Annotated in this window: 26 protein-coding genes; 19 read left to right on the forward strand and 7 right to left on the reverse strand. The window is 61.9% G+C overall.

Annotation, left to right across the window (positions count from 1 at the left end):
- Positions 1-2 precede the first annotated feature (2 nt).
- From flgI to AM2010_RS09645, 9 genes are read left to right on the forward strand one after another with little or no spacing between them, the layout of a single operon-like run.
- Positions 3-1130, forward strand: a complete 1128-nt coding sequence (gene flgI / locus AM2010_RS09605; protein WP_082132871.1) for a flagellar basal body P-ring protein FlgI — start codon at positions 3-5, stop codon at positions 1128-1130.
- Positions 1131-1140: 10 nt separating this feature from the next.
- Positions 1141-1488 carry a flagellar basal body rod protein FlgB gene (locus tag AM2010_RS09610; protein WP_047806871.1) on the forward strand — a complete coding sequence of 116 codons (348 nt, stop codon included), beginning with the start codon at positions 1141-1143 and terminating at the stop codon, positions 1486-1488.
- A complete protein-coding gene (flgC, locus tag AM2010_RS09615) occupies positions 1485-1922 on the forward strand; it encodes a flagellar basal body rod protein FlgC (protein ID WP_053044045.1) in 438 nt (145 codons plus the stop codon). Before AM2010_RS09610 ends, flgC begins: the two co-directional genes overlap by 4 nt.
- Positions 1919-2245 (forward strand): flagellar hook-basal body complex protein FliE, encoded by a 327-nt coding sequence (fliE, locus tag AM2010_RS09620; protein ID WP_053044046.1) that lies wholly within the window; start codon positions 1919-1921, stop codon positions 2243-2245. The genes flgC and fliE overlap by 4 nt, the downstream gene beginning before the upstream one ends.
- 28 nt (positions 2246-2273) lie before the next feature.
- Positions 2274-3485, forward strand: a complete 1212-nt coding sequence (gene fliF, locus AM2010_RS13805; RefSeq protein WP_053044047.1) for a flagellar basal-body MS-ring/collar protein FliF — start codon at positions 2274-2276, stop codon at positions 3483-3485.
- Complete coding sequence (locus tag AM2010_RS14340; protein ID WP_211255415.1) at positions 3478-3867, forward strand: hypothetical protein; 390 nt, start codon at positions 3478-3480, stop codon at positions 3865-3867. Before fliF ends, AM2010_RS14340 begins: the two co-directional genes overlap by 8 nt.
- The gene (locus tag AM2010_RS09635) at positions 3864-4607 is read left to right on the forward strand and encodes a FliH/SctL family protein (RefSeq protein WP_047806873.1); all 744 of its coding nucleotides are present in this window, start codon (positions 3864-3866) and stop codon (positions 4605-4607) included. The genes AM2010_RS14340 and AM2010_RS09635 overlap by 4 nt, the downstream gene beginning before the upstream one ends.
- Entirely contained in the window at positions 4604-5926 is a 1323-nt protein-coding gene (locus AM2010_RS09640) for a FliI/YscN family ATPase (protein ID WP_047806874.1), read from the forward strand. The genes AM2010_RS09635 and AM2010_RS09640 overlap by 4 nt, the downstream gene beginning before the upstream one ends.
- Positions 5916-6371, forward strand: coding sequence for a hypothetical protein (locus AM2010_RS09645; RefSeq protein WP_047806875.1), 456 nt, complete (start codon positions 5916-5918; stop codon positions 6369-6371). Before AM2010_RS09640 ends, AM2010_RS09645 begins: the two co-directional genes overlap by 11 nt.
- Positions 6372-6687: 316 nt before the next feature.
- Here AM2010_RS09645 and AM2010_RS14295 read toward each other — a convergent pair whose 3' ends face one another.
- Complete coding sequence (locus tag AM2010_RS14295) at positions 6688-6969, reverse strand: hypothetical protein (RefSeq protein WP_169747784.1); 282 nt, start codon at positions 6967-6969, stop codon at positions 6688-6690.
- Positions 6970-6988: 19 nt separating this feature from the next.
- On the opposite strand from AM2010_RS14295, the gene AM2010_RS14300 reads away from it, so the two are divergent.
- Genes AM2010_RS14300 through AM2010_RS09695 form a run of 10 tightly spaced genes read left to right on the forward strand, consistent with a single transcriptional unit; the run spans position 6989 to position 12643 of the window.
- Positions 6989-7147: a hypothetical protein gene (locus AM2010_RS14300; RefSeq protein WP_169747785.1), complete on the forward strand. Its 159-nt coding sequence runs from the start codon at positions 6989-6991 to the stop codon at positions 7145-7147.
- A gap of 2 nt (positions 7148-7149) precedes the next feature.
- Entirely contained in the window at positions 7150-7608 is a 459-nt protein-coding gene (locus AM2010_RS09655) for a flagellar hook assembly protein FlgD (protein WP_236699513.1), read from the forward strand.
- Position 7609: 1 nt separating this feature from the next.
- Positions 7610-8782: a flagellar hook protein FlgE gene (locus AM2010_RS09660; protein WP_047806877.1), complete on the forward strand. Its 1173-nt coding sequence runs from the start codon at positions 7610-7612 to the stop codon at positions 8780-8782.
- Complete coding sequence (locus tag AM2010_RS09665) at positions 8779-9549, forward strand: FliM/FliN family flagellar motor C-terminal domain-containing protein (RefSeq protein WP_047806878.1); 771 nt, start codon at positions 8779-8781, stop codon at positions 9547-9549. The genes AM2010_RS09660 and AM2010_RS09665 overlap by 4 nt, the downstream gene beginning before the upstream one ends.
- On the forward strand, positions 9543-9812 hold the full coding sequence (locus AM2010_RS09670; RefSeq protein WP_047806879.1) for a FliM/FliN family flagellar motor switch protein: 270 nt from the start codon (positions 9543-9545) through the stop codon (positions 9810-9812). The genes AM2010_RS09665 and AM2010_RS09670 overlap by 7 nt, the downstream gene beginning before the upstream one ends.
- A gap of 11 nt (positions 9813-9823) precedes the next feature.
- Positions 9824-10219: a flagellar biosynthetic protein FliO gene (locus AM2010_RS09675; protein WP_058350953.1), complete on the forward strand. Its 396-nt coding sequence runs from the start codon at positions 9824-9826 to the stop codon at positions 10217-10219.
- Entirely contained in the window at positions 10216-10932 is a 717-nt protein-coding gene (gene fliP / locus AM2010_RS09680) for a flagellar type III secretion system pore protein FliP (RefSeq protein WP_236699512.1), read from the forward strand. The genes AM2010_RS09675 and fliP overlap by 4 nt, the downstream gene beginning before the upstream one ends.
- A 2-nt stretch (positions 10933-10934) precedes the next feature.
- Positions 10935-11681, forward strand: coding sequence for a sigma-70 family RNA polymerase sigma factor (locus AM2010_RS09685; RefSeq protein WP_053044048.1), 747 nt, complete (start codon positions 10935-10937; stop codon positions 11679-11681).
- Between the two features lie 35 nt (positions 11682-11716).
- The gene (locus tag AM2010_RS09690; RefSeq protein WP_150115344.1) at positions 11717-12271 is read left to right on the forward strand and encodes a tetratricopeptide repeat protein; all 555 of its coding nucleotides are present in this window, start codon (positions 11717-11719) and stop codon (positions 12269-12271) included.
- A gap of 12 nt (positions 12272-12283) precedes the next feature.
- Positions 12284-12643 carry a hypothetical protein gene (locus AM2010_RS09695; RefSeq protein ID WP_047806881.1) on the forward strand — a complete coding sequence of 120 codons (360 nt, stop codon included), beginning with the start codon at positions 12284-12286 and terminating at the stop codon, positions 12641-12643.
- 6 nt (positions 12644-12649) lie between these two features.
- Here the strand turns inward: AM2010_RS09695 and AM2010_RS09700 are convergent, their stop codons facing one another.
- The 6 genes from AM2010_RS09700 to AM2010_RS09725 all read right to left on the reverse strand — a co-directional run bounded on the left by AM2010_RS09700 (position 12650) and on the right by AM2010_RS09725 (position 21452).
- The gene (locus tag AM2010_RS09700; protein ID WP_047806882.1) at positions 12650-13762 is read right to left on the reverse strand and encodes a tetratricopeptide repeat protein; all 1113 of its coding nucleotides are present in this window, start codon (positions 13760-13762) and stop codon (positions 12650-12652) included.
- Positions 13759-15813, reverse strand: coding sequence for a flagellar biosynthesis protein FlhA (locus AM2010_RS09705; protein ID WP_047806883.1), 2055 nt, complete (start codon positions 15811-15813; stop codon positions 13759-13761). The genes AM2010_RS09700 and AM2010_RS09705 overlap by 4 nt, the downstream gene beginning before the upstream one ends.
- Positions 15806-16894: an EscU/YscU/HrcU family type III secretion system export apparatus switch protein gene (locus AM2010_RS13810; protein ID WP_053044050.1), complete on the reverse strand. Its 1089-nt coding sequence runs from the start codon at positions 16892-16894 to the stop codon at positions 15806-15808. The genes AM2010_RS09705 and AM2010_RS13810 overlap by 8 nt, the downstream gene beginning before the upstream one ends.
- Positions 16895-16896: 2 nt before the next feature.
- Positions 16897-17667, reverse strand: a complete 771-nt coding sequence (locus tag AM2010_RS09715) for a flagellar biosynthetic protein FliR (RefSeq protein WP_053044051.1) — start codon at positions 17665-17667, stop codon at positions 16897-16899.
- A 10-nt stretch (positions 17668-17677) separates the two neighbouring features.
- Positions 17678-17947, reverse strand: a complete 270-nt coding sequence (fliQ, locus tag AM2010_RS09720; protein WP_047806884.1) for a flagellar biosynthesis protein FliQ — start codon at positions 17945-17947, stop codon at positions 17678-17680.
- A 172-nt stretch (positions 17948-18119) separates the two neighbouring features.
- The gene (locus AM2010_RS09725; protein ID WP_047806885.1) at positions 18120-21452 is read right to left on the reverse strand and encodes an amidohydrolase family protein; all 3333 of its coding nucleotides are present in this window, start codon (positions 21450-21452) and stop codon (positions 18120-18122) included.
- Positions 21453-21455: the final 3 nt, after the last annotated feature.

Consider the following 21455-nt stretch of genomic DNA (forward strand, 5'->3'; position numbering starts at 1 on the left):
CAATGCTTCGTTCCCGCTTGTGCCGGACCCTGCTGGCCGCGCTGCTTGGCATCATGATGCTGCCCGCCGTCCCCGTATCGGCACAGGAAGTTCCGATCAAAGGACTCGGCAGATTCGACGGTTGGCGCGAAAACGCGCTCATCGGCTACGGAATCGTTACCGGGTTGGCCGGATCGGGCGACTCGCGTCGCAACGAAATCACTCGTCAGGCACTGCGCAACGTGCTCTCGCGTCTCGGCAGCGTCGTTGGCGAAGACCAGATCAATAGCCGCAATGTGGCTGTTGTGATCGTCACTGCCAGGCTCCCCGCATCCGCCAACCCCGGCGACCGCATCGATGCCATCGTTTCATCGATCGGAGACGCTCGCTCGCTTGCAGGCGGCACTCTCCTGATGACCCCGTTGCTCGGGCCCGATCAAAAACCCTACGCCCTGGCGCAAGGGTCGCTCACGGTCGGTGGATACGATTTCGAAGCCAACCTGAACCGACAGCAGCGCAATTATCCGACCAGCGCCGTGCTACCCGGCGGGGCAACGATTGAGAATGCGGTCGAGGCCTCGGTCCTGAAAAACGGGTACATCTCGTTCCTCCTTGCCGAGCCGGGCTTTACGACAGCGCAATCGATCAGCGATGCGATCAACTTGCGGCTGGGCTACGGCACGGCCACAGTGCGAAACGCCGACGAGGTGCTGATCCGCTTCGATCAGCCTGTCAGCCAGCTGGCTACGTTCCTTTCGACCATCGAGAACCTTCCGGTCAGGCCCGATCGAACACCGCGAATCGTGATCAATGAACGGACCGGCACGATCGTAGCGGGTGGCGACGTGCAGATTTCGAGCGTCGTCATTTCGCAAGGCGACATCAAGGTTTCCGTCAAAAGCGAAAGCCACGCCTCCCAACCAAGCTTTATCGCCGGTTTCGCCAGCGACATTTCCAGCCTGGTGGTGACCAATACCGAACTGGCTGTAGAACAAGGAGGCGACGACGCGGTGCTGTCACTGCCCGACACCAATGTCGCCGCGCTGTTCCGCACGCTCGCCCAGGCAAAAGTCGATACGCGCCGCACGATCGGAATTCTGCAGGCAATCAAGGCCGCAGGTGCGCTGCACGCAGAAATCGTGATTCAATGAGGAGGTGAGGATGGACACGCTATCCATAGCATTGGTTTCCAAGGCGCTCGACGGACTGAGTCTGCGCGCCGCGGCGACCGCGCAGAATATCGCCAACGTCAACTCCGAAGGCTACAGCCCAGTCGGGGTTTCCTTCGAGGAAAGCCTGCGTGAGGCCTCGCGCATGGGAATCGATGCCATCGGCAAGGTCCGCCCGGAAATGGCTCGCACTCCGCAAGGCGACATCGGCGGCAGTATACGCCTCGACCTCGAAATGGCCGAAGCATCGCGGACCTCTCTGCGATATTCCGCTCTCGTCGAGGTGCTCAATCGCCAGTTGCAGATCGGCCATGCGATCGTGCGAGGAGGACGGCAGTGAACGCCTTGGAAATCAGCCGCACGGGTCTCGACGTCGAATGGCGGCGGATGGAGATCATCGCGCAAAACATCGCGAACATGAACACTTCGCGCACCGCCAGCGGCGATCCCTTCACACCGCTTCGGCTGGTCTCAGGACCGGATCGAACGTTCGCCGAAAGTCTTGTCGCCGCCCGCCGCGAAGGAGCCGAACCGCGGCCAACCGGCGTGCGCGTCTATGGCGTCGAGCGCGAAGACGGCGGGGTGCGTAAAGTGTACGAACCGGGCCACCCGCATGCCGATCCCGAGGGATTCGTCTCCTATCCCGATATCAGTCACGCACGAGAGATGACGCTGATGATCGAGACAGCCCGGGCCTACGAAGCGAACCTGGTCGCGATGTCGAGCGCACGGCAGATGTATTCCAGCGCACTCCAACTCGGGCGCCCGGCATGACCGAGGTAACAGCGATAAACAGCGCAATTGCACTCGATGGCACGACACCGGCCATCAACCGGCTGGGTCTGGCCCCCTCTTCTCAAAACGTTGCTGACAATGCTGCGAGCTTCCACGCAATTTTGACGACCGGCCTGGAAACAGTCGATCGGAAGATCGCGTCAGCCGACAACCTCGTCCGTCAGTTCGCGGTCGACGACGATATTCCGATTCATCAAGTGACGCTTGCGCTCGAACAGGCCCGCATGTCGGTAGAGCTCGCACTGGAAGTGCGCACCCGCATGCTCGAAACCTATCGCGAGCTGATGAACATGCAGGTCTAGCAGCGGGAAGAGGGAAAAGGGCCTACACATGCAGCACAAGCAACTCATTCTGGCCGGCGGTCTGTTTGCAGGCGTTATGGCCATGCTCCTTGCCGCATACGTTCTGTTGCTGCGCCCGGACAACGTCTTGCTTGTGCAGGACGTGCGGTCCGAAGATGCCGCTACGATCGTCGGTGAGCTGGAAAGCCATGCGATTCCCTACGAACTGGCAGACGGCGGGAACCGGATCATGGTTCCGGAGGATCAGGTCGGCGAGGCCCGGATTGCTATTGCCGGAACCGAACTGGTGGCGGGCGGCACCGTCGGCTTCGAGTTGTTCAACGAAGCGGACATGGGCCTCACCGAATTTGCCCAGAAGGTCAACTATCAGCGCGCCCTCCAGGGGGAACTCGCGCGGACAATCATGATGATGGAAGGGGTGTCCTTCGCCCGCGTTCACCTGTCGCTGTCCGAACGAACCCTGTTTCGCGGCGACGCGCCTGCCGCCAAGGCCGCCGTTAGCGTGCAACCGACAGCCGGGCGGCAGATCGGCGGCGAACGTGTCGAGGGGATTCAAGAGCTAGTGGCATCCGCGGTGAATAATCTTTCGTCGCAGGATGTCTCGGTGCTCGATGAGCGGGGCGAACTGATCAGCGCAACACCCCTGGCGATCGGAGAGGGCGCCGAACCCCGAGACGAACGAGCTGCCCTAGAAGACTACTTCAGCGCCAGGGCCCGCAAAGCTGCCAAGCCATTCCTTGAGGGGCTGGACCATGCCATTCGGGTGACCGCTGTCGACCTCGATCCGGCAAGTGATACAGCTTCTTCGGCATCCGGCCCGCAGGGACGCAACTTCAGCCTGCGAATTGCCGTGCGCACCGAGGTGCGAATCGATGCGGACGATCGCGTCGAAATCGAACGGACTATTGCTGACGCAGTGGGATTGGATGCCGGAAGGGGGGACAACTTGCGGTTCGAAGTCGCACCGCTGGAAACGTTCGCTCCCGCCGCGCTACCCGCCCCTGCACCGGCCGCGACCAGGCAGCAGGTCTTACCTCCAAACACGCCAGGCACTGATTGGATCGCGTGGGTGTTCGGCTTGCTTTCGAACCGATGGTTCTGGCTCGGCGCGCTTGCCGTCGCAGCTGTCGCAGTGCCCCTGGTCAGGCGGTCGCGGCGCATGTCGGAGGAAGAGCGGCAAAGCTTCGCACAACTTCTCGACGAACATATCGAGGCGCGTCGGGACCAGGCCCATGTCTGACACGACAACAAGCGACAATCCGGTTCTAGCGCGATGGCGGACAATGCACCCAGCCGATCGGGAGGCGATACTGCTTGCACTGCCTCTGGGGCAACGCGAGATTTTCGAACAGATGCTTGTCGAAGAGGCGAATGACTCCGCCGATAATCGCAAAGGCGAGTTCCGAAACTATTCGGCATGGGCCGCACGGATTCTCACGGATTGCACCGAGCAGGATGGAACCGGTCAACGCGCGGAGAAGTTGCCGGTGACGCCGCTCGTGTCATCGACCCTGGTCGACATTCATGCAGAGCTGCGTGATCGACCCGATTTTTCGCGAAAGGGATGGGGTCTTGCTGATCGTATCCGATCGCTTCTCCACGCGTGGGGCCTGGCGACATGATTAGCATTCTCAAGCATGGCGACCGCCGGCATCAGAACGCGATCGAGCCCTTCACAGGGAGCATCCCTCGCCTGCAACGGGCGAGCGAGGACGCCGGGCCAATCGCGAACGATTCTTCTGATCCGTCGCATTTACAGCCGAATGTCGTGCAGGTGACCGGCGAAAATTCGGCGGCCGGACGCACGGCGTTCGAACAGGAAATCGAAAGGTTGCGGCAGCAGATCGAAGACATGGAAGCGAGCGTCGAGCGGCAGATCGCGGAAGCGTTCGACAATGGGCGCGACGCAGGCCTCGCGGAAGCGCGGGAGGGGGACAACAAACGGCTCGCTCTACTTGAGCAAGCTTTGCATCGTGCACGGCAGGATTTCAATTGCAAGACCGCCGATGTCGAAGCACTTGCAATTATAATTGCACGCGCGGTCCTCGCCAGGATCTTCGGCGATGATACACTGGACGCACGTCGGATCGAAGCCACTGTGGCCCATCGACTGGAGCAGATCGATCCGGCCGAAGTGCGCGCGGTCCGCGTTTCGGCGTCTGATTTCCCCGACGCATCCGAACTGGAACGTATCGCCGGGAGGTTCCCCGATCTGATTGTGCATCGCGATCGCAACCTTGCAGCAGGGGAAAGCTTGATCGAACTTGATTTGGGAAGGATCGACCCTTCGCCAGTGCGGCAATGGGAGAAGGCCGATGCTCATCTGGCCACACTAGCCGAAGGCGGGGGTCAAATTCGGTGAGCGACGCGATTGTCTCTCGCATTCTTGAAGCGGATTACGCGCCGCCTTGCGGATCGGTCACCGCGCTGGGCCAGGGCTTTGTTGCTGCAGACGGTCCAGCCGCCGGTGTTGGTGATTACTGCAGCATCGATGCCGCTGGGACGGGCACCATCCTAGCCGAAGTCGTCTCGGTCTCCCGGACAGGCCTTCGCTTGTCACCACTGGCGCCCACCCGGGCGATTTCCTTGGGTGCGAAAGTGGTGCGGATGCCTGGCGGACGCGATTTTCCGGCAGGCGACGCATTCGCCGGCCGAGCTATCGATGCGTTGGGGCGGCCCATCGACGGCTTGGGTGACATTGGATGCTCAAGCCAGGCGGCTGCGGCGAGCGCGACGCGGGTCGAAGCGCTCGACCGGGCGGTTGGGGCCGCCCGTTTCACAACCGGCATTCGGGCGATCGACGGCTTGCTTCCAATGGCTCAGGGACAGCGCGTCGGCATTTTTGCCGCCAGCGGCGTCGGCAAGACGAGCCTGATCGAGCAATTGCTGGAGCAAGCGCAATTCGATCGCGCGGTCATCTGCCTGGTTGGTGAACGCGGTCGCGAAGTCGCCAAGGTCTGGGATGCGGTGACACGCGGGGATCGGGGGAGCCGCGTTGCTCTGGTTGCTGCTACTGCTGATGAAAGCCCAGCCTTGCGTGTGCGCGCAATCGAACAGGCACTCGCACTGGCCGAGCACTGGCGCGCGGAAGGCAAGGATGTGCTGCTACTGGTCGACTCCATCTCGCGCGTCGCAACCGCGCTGCGCGAAATCGGCCTTGCCGCGGGCGAGCCACCAGCCGCTCGGGGCTATACCGCCAATGTGTTCTCGGCCGTGCCGCGCCTGGTCGAGCGCTGCGGCGCAGTGCGCGGCGGAGGTGCCGTTACAGCCATCCTGTCGGTGTTGAGCGAAACCGACGACGTCGACGACCCGATTGTCGAACTGATGAAATCGGTTCTCGACGGGCACATCGTGTTGTCTCGCAGTTTGGCCGAGCGTCGGCATTATCCGGCGATCGATATCGCCCGAAGCGTCAGCCGCCTCTCAGATGAACTCTTGAGCGAAGAGCAAGCCGAGGCGGCGGCCAATGTTTTCCGTCTCCATGCGACGTACGAGGAAGCACGACCGATGATCGAAAGCGGTCTCTACGTTGCCGGGAGCAGTTCTGAAATCGATCGCGCGATTGAAGCCCACCCCCATCTCATGCGCTTCCTACGGCAAGGTCGGCGCGAAACATGCTCGATAGACGAAACGGAGGCCGAACTCACGGCGGTGACAGCAGGAGCGCACCATGTCGCGTAGCCGGGCCGGATCGCAGGACCTGAAACAACTTACCCGGTTGCAGGCGCTGCGGACGGCACGCGAGCAGCGTAAGCTCGAAGATGCAACCGCAGCGCATCGCAAGCTCCAGGATGCGATGAAGAATGCGGAGCAGAGGCACCGAACCGCAAGTGACGAGGCCGCACAGGCCTTGTCGTTGAATCTGCTCGACCCCGAACGCATGGTCCGTCTCAATGCGATTCTTCGGCTTTGCGACCAGGCGCATCAGCAAGCGCGGCACGACGTCCTTCGCGCCGCCCGTCGCGAAGATGCCGCCCGCCGCGATTGGCACGCCGCCGACAGACAGCGCGACCAGCTGCACAAGCGCCATGCAAGGCTGAAGAAGAAGGAGGCCGAGGCGCGCGATACCCGCGCGACGCTGGCGGTGATCGAACATCTCGCAGCCACATCGGCGGAGGAACGATAGTGAAGATTGCATCCCCGTTGCTCCCGGTCGAACGGCAGACCGGAATGCTTGGCAGAGCCGTCGCGCGAAAGACAGTGTCGTTCGATGATATCCTCGCGCAACTCGGCGTCTCGGCCGCGAGCCAGCCCGAACGCGGCGCAGCGCGATCGAACACGGCGCCAGAGATCGGCGATACCGCTGTCGGGTTCGGAGAAAGGCCGGTCATCCTGCTGACGGTCCCGCCCGGTTCGCACGAAAGCACGTCGGGAAGAAACCACGCAGTCGAAGGAATTGCGCGACAGGTCGCCGCGGTCGCGCGGGCGCTCATACGAGGAAGTCACGATTTCGGCACGGCGGAGGTTCGTAATGCAAGTGCGCCCCTTATAACAAAAAAGCGGCCGCCATCGACGTCTGGATCGGCATCAGGCGTGACAAAGACATCGTCGCCAGCTCTCCCCAAGCCGAACGCAATTGTGGATACCGAGGGGGTATCGACGGGCCGCTTCACAATGCAGGCCGCCAGCGCCGCCGCAAACCGGCAAACCGGCGATCTGTCCGCACCAGCCGGCAGCGCGGCTGGACGCGTCGCAAGCAACCACACCGCCGGATCGATTCCCATTCAGGCCGCGCTTGTCGCCATGGACGATGGTTTCCGGTTGATCGTGCGCCTTCCGAGCCTGAGCGACGAAGAGCAGGTCGAGCTGTCCAAACGCCTGACGGAACTTTTCGCGCAAATGGGCGAAACGCCGCCCGAACTCGTGATCCACCGTTCCGCCATGTCCAGCGAGGGAGATTGACGATGCAGGCTGGCCCAATCGACACCATGGTCGCGACGAATCAGGTTGCTGCCGCTCAAACGCAGACCCCCGAACAATCCGTGGCGGCCACGGATGCGTTCGGACTCGGGTTCGAAGATCTGCTGAAGATCGTACTCACTCAGCTGACGTACCAGGATCCGCTGAAACCGATGGAGAATTTCGAGTTCGTATCGCAGCTCGCACAATTCTCACAGATCCAGCAGGCGCAGGAAACCAACAACGCCTTGCAGACGCTCGTGACAGCACAGGCGAGTTCGCAGGCGGCAAGCCTGCTTGGCAAGACGGTCGATGTGGGTTCGGGCACCGCCGCGCTGAGCGGAGAGGTGGTCGCAGTCACTTTCGGCCAGGCCGGCCCCACCGTGACCATCGAGACCGGTGAGAATCAGACGATCAGCAATTTGCCACTCAGCGCGATCATGCAAATCAGGGAGAGCAGCTGACATGTTCGGTGCAATCTACATCGGCCTGAGCGGCCTCAACGCCTATTCGGATGGTCTGAGGGCCGTGAGCAACAACGTCAGCAATCTCAACACGACCGGCTTCAAAGCCGCTGATATATCCTTCTCCGATCTTTTCGGACTGGGAAGCCACGGCGGCCTTGCGCTCAACCGCGAACGCAGCGGCGAGGGATACGGCGTGGGCCTCAACGCCCTTTCGATAGATTTTTCGCAGGGCGAACTGCGCCAAACCGATCGCGATCTCGACCTAGCGGTGGAAGGTTCGGGCTTCCTCGTCCTGATCGACGGTGACCGGACCTACTACGCCCGCACCGGCAACTTCGCCGTCGACCAGGAAGGCTATATCGTGCTCGGCGAGACCGACATGCGGCTTGCTGTTATCGACGACAGCGGTCGTCCGGTCGCGGTCAGCATCGACGACAAGCGGACCGACCCGCCGGTCCAAACGACCAGAATCGCCTTTGCCGACAACCTTTCCTCGACCGCAACCAGCTATACAATCCCTGATCTGGAAATATTCGATGCGCGCGGCGAGCGGCACGAATGGACGGTCGACTTTACGCGTACGGAAACCGAGTTTGATAGCTGGACGGTAACCGTCACCGCCGCTACCGGCGAAATCGGTACCCAGACGCTGCGCTTCGCAGCCGGCGCAGTCGCATCGGACAGTACAGAGCTTGTCTTCGCCAAGGATGGTGAGGATTTTCCGGTCACGTTCGATTTTTCGAACGTCACGTCGTTTTCGTCTGGCACGGTTTCATCGCTGCGCGCGGCGGATATCGATGGCCATGCGGTCGGCTCCATCACCTCCATCTCTATCAACGCGATCGGCGAGCTGGAGATCGCTTATTCCAACCAGGAAACGCTTGGCCTTGGCGCCGTGGCGCTGGCGGATTTCCGCGACCCACAGGCGTTGGAGCAACGAGGCAACGGGCTCTTCGCCCATGATGGCTACGGCCAGGTCCAATATCTGTCTGCGGAGGACGACCGGGTCGGTTCGATCCTCTCGCGCAGACTGGAAGCGTCCAACGTCGATCTCGGCGCGCAGTTCGGCGATTTGATCCTGGTTCAGCGGGGCTATCAGGCATCATCGCAGATCATCAGCGTCAGCAACGACATGATCCAGCAACTCTTTGGTATCCGGGGGCAAGGATGACGGCCGAACCGGAGCCCTGGTTGCCTGACTGCGCATTCACGGGACAGACAACTCTTGCGCCGCTTGCTTCCTGTTCAGCCGAATGGAGCGCGGCCTGGCTCGCGAACGAGACGCTCGAACCTGATCTCAACTGGAACCGAGGAGGCATTGATGCAGCATTCACCCCGCAGGCGACGGTGAACGGATTTGCCCTATTCGCGACCCCCGAGCGCAGGCTTCGGCTAGCGTCGGCGCTGCTTGGCCGAACCCTGGAGGCCAGGCACTTGCGGACCGAATATGATCGGGCGCTTCTCGACAAGCTCGTGGACCGCGCGCTCGCCGACCTCACCGATCGGATTCGCCAAAGTCTGAGCTTCACAAGCTCGAAACTGACCCAGCCGGCAATGCGCCCGGACTCAATCTTCCGGGCCGCCCTGCGAACCGGCAACGGACTTGATGTGGTCCATCTTGTAACCAGCAAGAGTGTCCTGATCGAAGTCGCGCGACGTCGCGCAGCGCGCCCTCGCGCGCGTAATCCAATACATTCAAGAGCTCGCGCGATCGAAACGCAGGCCGTCGAACTATCCGCCCTTGTCGGGCACACCTCTCTCAGCTTTCACGACCTCCAGGAACTGGAGACCGGAGACGTCATCGCACTCGACGACCAGGCGAACCGGCCACGCGATCTTTTCGCTGGCGGGCGATTGTGCGCGAAAGCCTGTGTCGAAATCGCCGCCAACGACGGTCGTCTCTCACTAATAATCGAAAGGGCGGTAAACGAATGGTAGACGACCAATCACCCCAAAACATTTCCACATCGAGCGCGCGCCGCTTTGTCGACCATGTTAACGTCGAGGTGGACGTGTTTCTCGGCGGCGCCCGCCTGACCATTGCCGAAATGACCGCTCTCGCCGAGGGTTCGGTGCTCGAAGTCGATCGGCTGATCAGCGAGGCGGTCGACATTCGCGTCAACGGGAAGGTAATCGGTCGCGGAGAGATCGTCACAATCGGAGACAAATTCGGCGTGCGGGTCACGCAGATCGGGGAATGAGACCGCAGACGATGCGTACGCTTGCAGCGATCCTGACCGGTTTTCTGGCCGAACCTGCCAGAGCAGCTGCACGGCTTGCAGGCGGTTCCTCGCCCGACATTCCGTGGCTGCGCCTCGTGCTCAGCTTTGCGGTGTGCATCGTCGTTGCCTTTGGTGTGATTGTGGCACTCAGGAAATTTCAGCGAACAACGCGCGGCAATCGCTTTGCAAGAATGCTTGGCCGCGATTCCGCGCGCGTAAAGCCGACCATACGTCTGCTCGAAATGCGCCAGATCGGAATGCATGCCGATCTTTGCCTGATCGAGTTCGACAATCAGCAATTGCTTCTCGCTGCAACTGCGCACCGGGTCGAAGTGCTGGAAAAGCGCGCCGTTCCATGTGCCACCAAGGTGGGAGACGACGCGTGAAACGCTCTCTGCGGAGTCAATTGCGTGTTCTGGCGCTAGCAGGCCTTGTGCTGCCGGTCCCCGCAATCGCCGCATCGACCGACCCCGCCGCCACGGAGGCGGTTCGCGTCGGGGTTATGCTCACCGTGCTAGCAATCATTCCTGCGCTGCTGATCAGCACGACCAGCTTCATTCGGATCGTGGTTGTGCTCGCAATGATCCGCCACGCCTTCGGGATGCCTCAGACGCCGCCTAACGCGGTATTGACCAGCCTCGCCCTCTTCCTGACTGCCTTCGTCATGGGGCCGACGCTGACCGACCTCAACCAAGACGCCGTGCAACCCTTTATCGAGGGACGCACGGAAATTTCCGAAGCAATGGAAAACGGCGCGCAGCCACTCAAGCGATTCATGCTTCGCCACACCCGCGATGCAGACCTGGAGATGGTCTACCGCATCTCGGACTCGCCCTTGCCCGCCACCGCCAAAGAGGTCGACCTGCTCAAGCTAACGCCCGCGTTCATGCTCAACGAACTGCGGGTTGCCTTCACCATAGGGTTCGTCATCCTTCTGCCGTTCCTCCTTATCGATCTCGTCGTCGCCAGCATCCTTCTCTCGCTCGGCATGATGATGGTCCCGCCGACGACGATTTCTTTGCCTATAAAAGTCCTGATGTTCGTGCTGATCGACGGCTGGAGTCTGGTGGTGGAAGGTCTTCTCGGAAGCTTTGCCTAGCAATGGCCGAGAGCAGGCGGGATACCAGCGGGCTCGCCCTTCTCGTTCGACCCGATCGGATGGAGGCGGCATGGTGGCGGGCATGGACGCAGGACGCCTGCGAGGAAGCGCGCCGCAAGCTGTTTGACCATCACCGAAAGCTCGCAGATTCGATCGCTCTGGCGCAGCACGGAAAGCGTCCCCCCGGCACCCACGACCTCGGCGATGTTCGGCAACTTGCCTACGAGGGCCTGATTCAGGCGATTACCCGGTTCGATCCGACCAGGGCGGTTCCCTTTAGCGCCTTTGCCCGAATGCGCATTACGGGAAACATCGCCAATGGGCTTGCATCAATGTCCGAAGCCAGCGCACAATATGCATACGCACGCCGGGTGGAACGCGATCGCCTGCGTTCGCTAGAACCGTCGCCGGCGGAAACCTCCAGTCCAATCTCCGCTTTGGCTGGCCTTGCATCGCGTATCGCCCTCGGCCTGATGCTGGAGAATCGCGAGCCGGTCGAACCGGATACGATTCCCACGCCGGCGCCGGATGCGTACCAGAGCCTCGCTTGGCGCGATATGCAGGAACGGCTAACCAGGGCGCTGGAACAACTCAGCGATCGCGAAGCCTATGTGCTTCGGCAGCACTATCACCATGCGGTCAACTTCGTGCAGATCGCCGGGTTGCTCGGCGTGACAAAGGGAAGGGTCTCACAAATTCATCGCGCGGCGCTCGATCGATTGCGTCAGATTCTCGGCGAGGTTGGATAGGACATTCGGACATGACGCTATGCAGTGAAAACGAAATGCGCAATCTCATCGCGAAGCTGGAGCGCGGCGATGGTGACCGTGATGCGATCGAGACATACCTCTCGTCCCACCCCGACGATCCGCGCCTGCACTTCATGCTTGGTTCGGTGCTCGTCGAACAGGGCGATGCGATAGCGGCTCACGGCGCGCTCGAACGCGCCGTCGTGCTGGCACCTGAGTTTCATATCGCACGCTACCAGCTCGGATTTTTCGAGCTGACTTCTGGAGAAGCGGATCGGGCCCTGTCGACTTGGGGGCCGCTTCTGCGGCTCTCGGACGAGAACTATCTGCGCAAGTTCGTCGAGGGTTTCACGTTCCTGATCCGCGACGAGTTTCCCGCGGCCGTGGTTAAGTTGCGTGAAGGCGTTGCGCTCAACCGAGAGAACGAAGCCGTCAACGACGATATCCGACTTCTCGTATCGCAAGTGGAAAAGCTGGCGCAAACTCACGCCCCGACCAATATGGCTGACGAAGGTGATAAAGGCGACACGGATCAGTCAGCGACATCGGTGCTGTTGGGACAGTTCGGCGCAAGCCGCACCCAGCATTGAGGAGATGAACGGATGACGCGCATCGGCAATGTCGACCACATCATGGTGCTGTTACGACAGCAGCTCCAGCGCATGGGGAAAGTGAACGGCAAAGTACACGGTACAAGACCCGGCGCCGCACCGCATGTCGCGCACCGCAGCGCAATCGATCGCATTGCTCCGCTCGCCAAACTGGAAGATCTCGATGAGCAAGAGCTGGAGCGCGCTTTGATACGTGCCCTGCTTACCGACGAGTTCGGCGCTTCGATCGCGGAAGATCGCCGGTTCGAACGCGTCGCAAGCGAAGTTCACCGGATTATTCAGTCGGATGGCCAGGCGCGATCGCTCCTCACCGCTGCGATAGATCAGGCGCGTTCGCAACAGAGCAACTGAACCTGTTCAGCGCGCGATGCGGGCAATCGAATCGAACAGCGTACGTCCGTTTGGCCCGATTGGTTCGCGCAAGACACGCTCGACGATTTGCGCCGCCGACATTTCATCGCCGCTACTGCGCGCAATGAGGACTTTAGCCAGCATGGCGGAATAGCAGTGACGATCAAGACGTAGGGCGACTTCGGCCCTTTTTCTCGCTTCGGCCGTATTGCCTTCCATCGCAGCCAATGCTGCCAGCGAACCATGCGATTCCGCGAAAGTGTCGTCCAGCGCGAGCGCATGATGGAAGCGCTCACGCGCGGCGCCTCGGTTGCCGGCCACCAAGTATGCCCAGCCCGCACCGATCCAGCTTCCGAGATGATCGCCGAACTGGCCGGCGCCCTTGTCGATCAGTGGCCCTGCTTTCTGCGCGTCTCCGGCCGCAAGATTCGCTAGCCCTAATCCTACCCAGGCACGCGGATTTCGTTCATTGATCGCCAGCGCCTGCTCAAACATCGCTCGCGATCGTGACTGTTCCGACGCGGCAAGATTCAGCATCGCCAAAGTCGTGAGCGCGTCGGGATGCGCGCCGGCTTCCTCTGCGCAACGCCGCGCCAGTGGCTCGTCATCCAAATCAAGCGCAAGGACAGAAGTCGCGGCGAGCAAAGGCCGATACGCTGGAAATCGAGCGAGATGTTGCTTGGCGCGCTCGGCAGCCTGTTCGAACTCATGCCCTTCGTGAAGCAGTTGCACGTCCAGCAGAGCCGCCTGTGGCAGGGCTTCGATCGTCTCGGCGGTCAACGCCGCGCGCGCACCCGCAAAATCCTCCGCGAGCGCGCGCGACCATGCAAGATTGAATTGCAAGGCCGGGTCGCCGCCCGCGGCCGCCAGAAGCTCCTCGAACAAGGCAGCGGCTTTCTCAGGCTGCCCACCACGCATCAAGGCGAGGCCGCGCAGATTGCGATCCTCGCGCGATACCGCTTGCTCGTCGAGCCCATCGAGCAGTTCGAGAGCCCTATCGAACCGGGACGCGGCCAGCGCCGCATGGGCGGCATCGCGACGCAGCTCGGCATTGCCCGGGTCGTGCTCCAGATAGCCCAGTAGCGTTTCCACTCTGTTGGCGGCGTTTCGATCGGTCATACGTTCTCCAGCGGCCGCGTCCCGGCGGGATCCTCAAGTTTGACCACGTCAAACGATTGCAGTGTTATCCGCATCGGCACCTCCTCGACCGCAAGCACCGAAAGCTGGGGAATCGACCGACGCGACAGCTTGGCCAAAACCCTGCGGACCGAACCCGAGCAAAGCAGGACAGGCGACCTGCCCTGCCTCATCATCGTATCGGACATTTGGGCCAGTTTGCGCAGAAGGCGATCGGCCAGCCGCGGATCCATCCCCAGGGTGCTTGCCTCCGGGGCCTGCATGCCCTGGATGATCCGGTTCTCGATCGCGGGATCAATGCTGAGAACCGACAACTGGCGATGATGGCCGCGCAGGCCGTTGCATATCGCAGAACCCAAGGTTCTTCGCACGTGCTCGGTCAATTCATCCGGTTCTTTGACCGAACGCCCCAGGTCGACCAGCGTTTCGACGATCAAATCGAGATTGGCGATCGAAACGCGCTCGGCAAGAAGGTTCTGCAGGATACGCTGAACGTCCGAAATCGTCATGATATTCGGGATCAGTTCCTCGATAAGCCCCGGCTGGCGTTCGCGCAAAGCTTCGAGCATTTCCGCAGTGGCGGAGCGGGTCAACAGATTGGTCACGTCGCTACGCACGATTTCGGTGAAGTGAGCAATAAGCACGGTTTCAGGGTCGACAACCTTGTAACCCGCACTCTCCGCAGGATCGGCATGCTCAGGTTCGATCCACACCGCGGGAATTCCGAACGCCGGATCAGTTCCTGCAATGCCCTCGATCTTCGGCAGCGAGTCGCGATGTGCGACGGCCAGCATCCTGTCGGGATATATCGTGCCGATGGCATGCGGTACGCCGTGAAGATTGATGGCGTAGTCGAGCTTGCCGAGATCCGCCGAATCGACAAACTTGACCGGTGGAAACGGCAACCCATAGCGCTTTTCGTGCTGGTCGCGGCTCATCGCGATCCGTTCCAGCAATACAGTGCGGCTGGCGGCCCAGCGTTCAGCAAGCTTCGAACCCAGCGCGATCTCAATCTCCGCCGTGCCGCGAGCGAAAGAATTCGCCTGGTCATCCGATTTCGCCCCCTCTCCGACTTCCTCGTGAACCTGCCGGGCGCGACGAATGCGGATCCAGGCGACCAGGGCGATCGCGAGCAGGATCACAATCGGCCACTTCGGCATACCCGGCAACAGCATCAGCGCGCCGATTACAGCCATGACGATCAGGGGAATGCGGGGCTCACTCGCGAGCTGGCGGAAGATTTCGGTGCTCAACTGCCGGTCGGCCGAAGATCGGGTAACGATTATACCGGTTGCGATCGCGATGATAAGCGCGGGCAACTGGGTCGCGATCCCGTCGCCGATCGTCAGCAGCGTGAAGCGCTGAATCGCTTCACCCCAGCTCATTCCCATCTGCGCAACACCTATTGCCAATCCGGCGATGATATCGATCAGCAGGATCAGGATTCCGGCAACCGCATCGCCCTTGACGAATTTGCTGGCACCATCCATCGCGCCGTAGAAGGACGCTTCCTTCTCCAGTTCCTCGCGCCGCGCGAGCGCCTGCTTCTGGTCGATCAGTCCAAGATTGAGGTCGGCATCAATGCTCATTTGGTGGCCCGGCATCGAATCGAGCATGAACCTAGCGGCGACTTCCGACACACGCTGCGCCCCAGAGGTGACGACCACATACTGAACGATGATCAGAATGGCGAAGACGACAAGGCCGATCACGAAGTTGCCCTGCACTGCGTAATCGCCAATCGATTCGATCACATGGCCCGCGTTCGCATCGGTGAGGATCAGTCGGGTCGCCGCGACGTTTAGCGAAAGACGAAAGAGCGTGGCGACCAACAGAAGCGATGGAAAGGTCGAAAACTCGACGGGCTTCCTGACGTAGAACGTCAGCAACATGATGGTCAGCGCAAAGCCGAAGTTCACGATGATCGCGAGGTCGAGCAGCGCCGGCGGAACTGGTGAAAACAGGATCAGCAGGATCAGGATCGTGCCAAGCACAAGCAGAAGATCCTTGTTATGATCGAACAGTTTACCCATCGCCTCGACCTCGCGGGTCCTCGCCTTCGCGGCGATCCAGAAATCTGCTGTAGTGCTGGGCCACCGCACGAAAATGCCGAGAGGCGATCGGGGCGCCCCGCGGCGTACTCCGATAAAGCTCGCGAGCGAGCGGCGCGTCCGCGACGATGGTCATGCCCAGAAGTCGGGCCTTGCGCTTGAGCAACTGCGCAAGATGATTGCGCCCCTTCGCGCGGACCTCGGGTGCTTCCATCTCGCCTTGCCTGTAGCGCAGGGCAACCGCAAAGTGCTCGGGGTTCACGATCAGTATGTCGGCATCGCCCAGACCGGCAAGCCCCTCGGTCTGCTGGCGTAGTTGTATGTGCAGGTCGCGGCGCTTTTGTTTGAGACGCGGCTCTCCTTCCCGCTCCTTCGTTTCACGCTTCACTTCGCTGCGGCCCATCCGCATTTGCTTGCGAAACTCGCCGCGTACGATGATCTGATCCACCGCTGCGAAAAACACCGCCGCCAGAATAAATGCGAAGAGCAGGCGCTTCGCCCCTCCCTCCATCGCTCTCGCTAACGCAGCAGCATCGGCGAGGCTATCGCCGAAAATCTCGATTGCGCTGACGATCATCAGCCAGGCCAAACTCGCATAGACAGCCATTTTGACGATGTTTTTGAGTGTCTCCTTGAGCAGCCGCATCGAAAACAGGCGCTTCAGTCCTTGGGCGGGATCGAGCCGTTTGAAATTGGGTTTGAGCGGCGCAGTCGTGAAGATGAACCCGCGCAGCTGCACAAGTTCGAGCGCGATCAGAACCACCATCACGATCGCGCCGAGCAAAAGAAGCGGCTGGAAAGCCGACCAGTAGACCGACCGGACCGTAGCAAACACGTCGCCCGACTCGGCCGCTCTTCCCACGCCTGTGATAAGAATGCCTCGCATGAGTTCGCCGAGCCGGGCGACGAACGTCGGACCGGCGAGCAGCGCAAAACACGTCAATGCGAGGAGACTGCCTACGAAACCGAGGTCCATCCCGCGCGCGACCTGACCCTTTTTGCGTGCGCGCTGGAGCTTGAACGGCGTCGCTTCCTCTGTGCGATTTTGCTCTTGTTGCTCCATCGTCAGGCGCTTCCCGAGACCACGAGACCTGGCGCAGTTTCGAGCGCAATCCGCAATAGCCGCAAGATGAGAGCGCCTGAAATTGCCACAGTGATCGGAAGTGTCACGAGCATCGCCATGGATTTAATCTGGAAGCCGAGCAGCAGGACATTCATCTGCGGCAGCGTGCGCGACATGAACGCAATCGCCACATCGAGCAGAAAAATAACCAGCATGACGAGCCCGAACAGTCCGGTCGCGATCAAAAAGACGGCACTCAACAACATAGCCAGAGCGACCGGATTGAGCGAACCAGTGCTGGCTGCAAACGGAAGTATATCCAGTGATGCGGACCACAAAGCCAGCAGGTCGAACATCCCCCCCATCCCGCAGAACACCGCTGCGGCGGCGTAGACGAAAATTGTGCCCGCGAGCGGCATCTGCGCCTGCGTCGTCGGATCGGCGACCATGGCCAGCCCGAAGCCGGCCTGGATGTCGACGGCACCGCCGGCCCACAGAATTGCACCAAAAGCGAGCTGCAGGCAAAGCGCGATCGCCCCTCCAATAAGCAATTCCCCGGCGGCGATCGTTACGAGCGAGCTTCCGGCGGCAAGCGCCGCCAATATCTCTCCTTGCCGCCCGCCGACGAGCACGAGCGCGAGCGCGAGCCCCACGAGAATCCGTATCAGAGGCGGAATGCGCAGCAGCGTAAACGGCGCTGCAAAAGCCAGCGTTGGAACGACGCGCAGCGACACCAGCAGGATCGCCTCGAAAGTCAGGACGAGTTCCTGCACGGACGCCCCCTCAACTGCCGAGTGAGGGGATAAGCAGATAGAGTGAGCGCGAGAAATCGCTCAGCTTGGCCACCATCCACGGACCGAGAACGATCAGCGCCAGCCCCGCGGCGATGGTTTTCGGGACATAGCTGAGAGTGATTTCCTGTATCTGCGTGGCCACTTGTAGCACCGAGACGAGCAACCCGACCACCAATGTAATCAGAAGCACCGGACCGGCGATCAACGCGGCATTCCACAGCATGTCGTTCATCAGGCTCAAGGCCCGGTCAGCCCCCATCTCATGCCCCCGCGATTCGCCGATTCCGCATGCACATCATCAAGAGCTGCCGGCCACGGCAAGATGGAACGTCAAATCATCCCCAGCTACCTGACACTCTCGCGAAAGCCGCTAGAAGCGAGCCCCCTAATGTATCAGTGATCGCCCCGGTGACGCTGCGCGGGACCGCCGCTTAATCCTCCCACCAGTAAGGCAGGCGCCGGGCGTTGCCGGTTTCGACCTCGTTCATGGTTCGTGTGTCGTAGAGGCGGCCGCCCAGCATTACCCGTTCAATGTCGTCGCTGGCCATGATGTCCTGCGACGGATCTGCGGAAAGCATCACCAGGTCGGCCAGCTTGCCCGGTTCGATACTGCCGATGTCGCGATCCATTCCCAGCGAACGGGCCGCGGCGATCGTGCCGGCGCGCAGCGCCTCGACCGGGCTCATCCCCCCGCGCACGAAGCTCCACAGTTCCCAGTGCGCGGCAATCCCGGCTTGCTGACCATGGGCGCCGATCGCAACCTCCACCCCGCGCGCGGCCAGTTTGCGAGCCTCGCGCGCGGCATCGTCATCGACGAAAGCCCATTCGGGCGCCTTCGTTCGCCGCGCGGTTGCCGCCAGCAACTCGCGCGGTGGCGTATGCACCAGCAGGGGGTTCTCGAACACATCGGTCGCCTGGCGCCAGTAGGGGTCGGCCGCGAGGCCGCCATAGGTGACCACCAGGGTCGGGGTATAATTGCTCTGGCTCTGGCTGAAGAACTGCAGCACGTCCTCGTAGAACACCTCGCCCGGCACGTTGTGCTCGATCGTCGAGTTGCCATCGGCAATCAGGTTCATGTCCATTCCAAACAGCGAACCGCCTTCGGCCACGACCAGCATATTTTCGGCACGGCTGGCGACCGCGACCTGCTGGCGCTGTTCACGGCGCGGCTGGTTGTAGTTCTTGATCGAGATCCCGCCCTGCGCCTTGATCCGCCGAACGTGCGCCAGAGCATCCTCATAGCCGTCGATCCGGGCATAGACGCCGGGCGCCTTCGCGCCATAGACGATTTCCCCGGTCGAGAAGATCCGCGGTGCCAGCAGGTCGCCCGCCCGCTGACGTTCGGCGGCGGCGAAGATCATGCTCGCACTCGATGAAGGGTCGTGGATCGTCGTCACTCCCATCGCCAGCGCCTGGATCAGTGCCCAGTTCTGCTGGGGCACCAAATCGCCGGCGCCCTGCGGCCCATGGGCATGGGCATCGACCAGACCAGGCATGATCGTCTTGCCGGCAGCGTCGATCGCCCTTGCGCCCGGCGGCACCGCGACCGCCTCGGCCGGCCCGACCGCGGCAATGCGATCCCCTTCGATCACGATCGTGCCCACGGGGATAACGCCCGCCCCCTCACCGCGCATGGTCAGGATGCGGGCATTCGTGATTGCGACGACCCCTGCCGGTCGCTCGGCACGGACCGTGCGCGCAATCGAAATGCCGGTGTCGGGCGGGGCGAAAGTAAGTGCGTCCTCAGTCTGCGGCGCGGCGGAAAACAGTGCGGCGGTGGACGCGCGATAGACTGTCGGGCCCATCGACCAGTACAACGTGTCGCCCGGTGCCGACCAGCCGATGTATTCGGCGCCCCCCTTGCTCGCCTGCACCACCGGCAACGTCTTGGCGTCCTCGCCCACTTCGACTGCCTGCCCGCCAGGCATCAGCGGCATAGCAAATGCCTCGTAATTCTGGCGGAACGCGAAATGGCGGCCATCGGGCGAAACGCGAAAGTCGTTGACCAACTCGCCCTGCGCATGAACCCGACGCGCCTCGCCGTCCAGATCGGCGGATATGAGCTGAAGCTTGCCCCCTTCGCGACCGAGCATGAACACCCGGTCCGGATCTGCGCCGAACTGCGGTTCACCGAGATCGCGCGCCACCAATACCGCCTCGCCGCCAGCGGCCGTCATGCGGTACACGCCAGGGTTCTCCGAATGCTCGGGAGCGGTCATGCCGCCGCCGCCCCGCCGTTCGAAAACCAGCGTGGTACCGTCGGGCGAAAAGCGGGGCACGGCGTAGTGACCGGGCCGGCGCGTGACCACGCGCGCATTGCGTCCGTTCGCATCGGCAACCACAATCTCGCCCAGCCCGGCATCGGTCCAGCGTACCCAGGCCAGCCTGCGCCCGTCGCGCGACCAAGTGGGCCACAGCTCCAGCGCATCGCTGTTCTTCGTCAAGCGCCGAGGTTCACCGCCAGCGACATCCTTGAGGTAGAGCTTGCCCAAGCTTTCGAACACGATCCTGCGGCCATCGGGTGACAGCGCGGCGAACTTGGGCATCCGGGTGACGAAGCTGTCCGGCGCCACCGCAATCTGCGGATGCGGGGCATCGGCCACCCCGCGCGTGTCGTCGATCACGAAGGGAATTTCTACCAGACCGCCGCCGTCGGCATTCACCCGGCGAAGCTTGCCCCCGGCCCAAAACACCACGCTGCGGCTGTCGGGCGTCCAGTCCATATTCGGATAGACACCATAGACGGCCCAGGTTTCCTGCATGTCGCGATCAAGAGCGCCATAAATCATCCGCTCCGCGCCGCTGCCCAGATCCTTGACCCACAGCTGCGACTGGTCCTTGTCGCGGCGAACAAAGGCCATCCGCCTGCCATCGGGGGAAGGCGTGGGGCGCACTGACCCGCCATAGCCCGATACGGCAGTCGTCACCTCGCCCGTAGTCAGATCGTAGCGTTCGATTTCGAACATGCTCTGGGTCGAATCCTGGGCATATTCGAAGATCGGGCCGGGGGTAACGTTGCGCGTATAGTAGATCGAGCCGCCGTCGGGGGCATAGACCGGCTCGCCCAGTTCCTTCTGCAACTGCTCGCTCGCGCGTTCGACCAGCGCGACCCCCGCACCGCCCGAAACGTGGTAGATCCACACTTCGCCGGTGCCGAGCGAGCGGCCGGTGGTGAAATGCTTCTTCGCCGCGATGAAGCGCCCGTCCGGGCTCCAGCTCGGGTGATTGAGCAAGCGGAACTTTTCCGTGGTGACTTGGCGCTTGTCGGACCCGTCGGCGTTCATCACCCAGATATTGTCGCCCCCGCCGCGATCGGAGGTGAAGGCGATCCGGCTGCCGTCGGGGGAAAAGTGCGGCTGCACTTCCCAGGCCAGCCCTTCGGCGACGCGCCGCGGCTGCCCGCCGGCAAGCGGCATAGTGTAGATGTCGCCCAACAGGGCAAAAGCCAGCGTACGGCCATCGGGACTGACGTCGACGTCCATCCACGTGCCTTCGTCGGTACGAATGGGCACTTGGCGGATCGTTGAACCCGGGGGTGCGGTAACGTCCCATTCGGCCTTGTCCCCGGTGTCCTCCACCGAGTCCAGCGGGCTGGCGGCGACCGGCTGGCCACTGCCTTCGGCGGGCAGATCTCCATCGCCCTGCGAGGCATCGACCTCGAATTCCTCCACCGGATTGGGCGAGGGCTGCTGTCCCGCCTGCTGCGCGCTCAACGAATTGGCGAACAGAAAAACAGCAATGACGGATGCGACGCTGAACTTCATGTG

The organism is Pelagerythrobacter marensis (assembly GCF_001028625.1).
GTDB lineage: Bacteria > Pseudomonadota > Alphaproteobacteria > Sphingomonadales > Sphingomonadaceae > Pelagerythrobacter > Pelagerythrobacter marensis.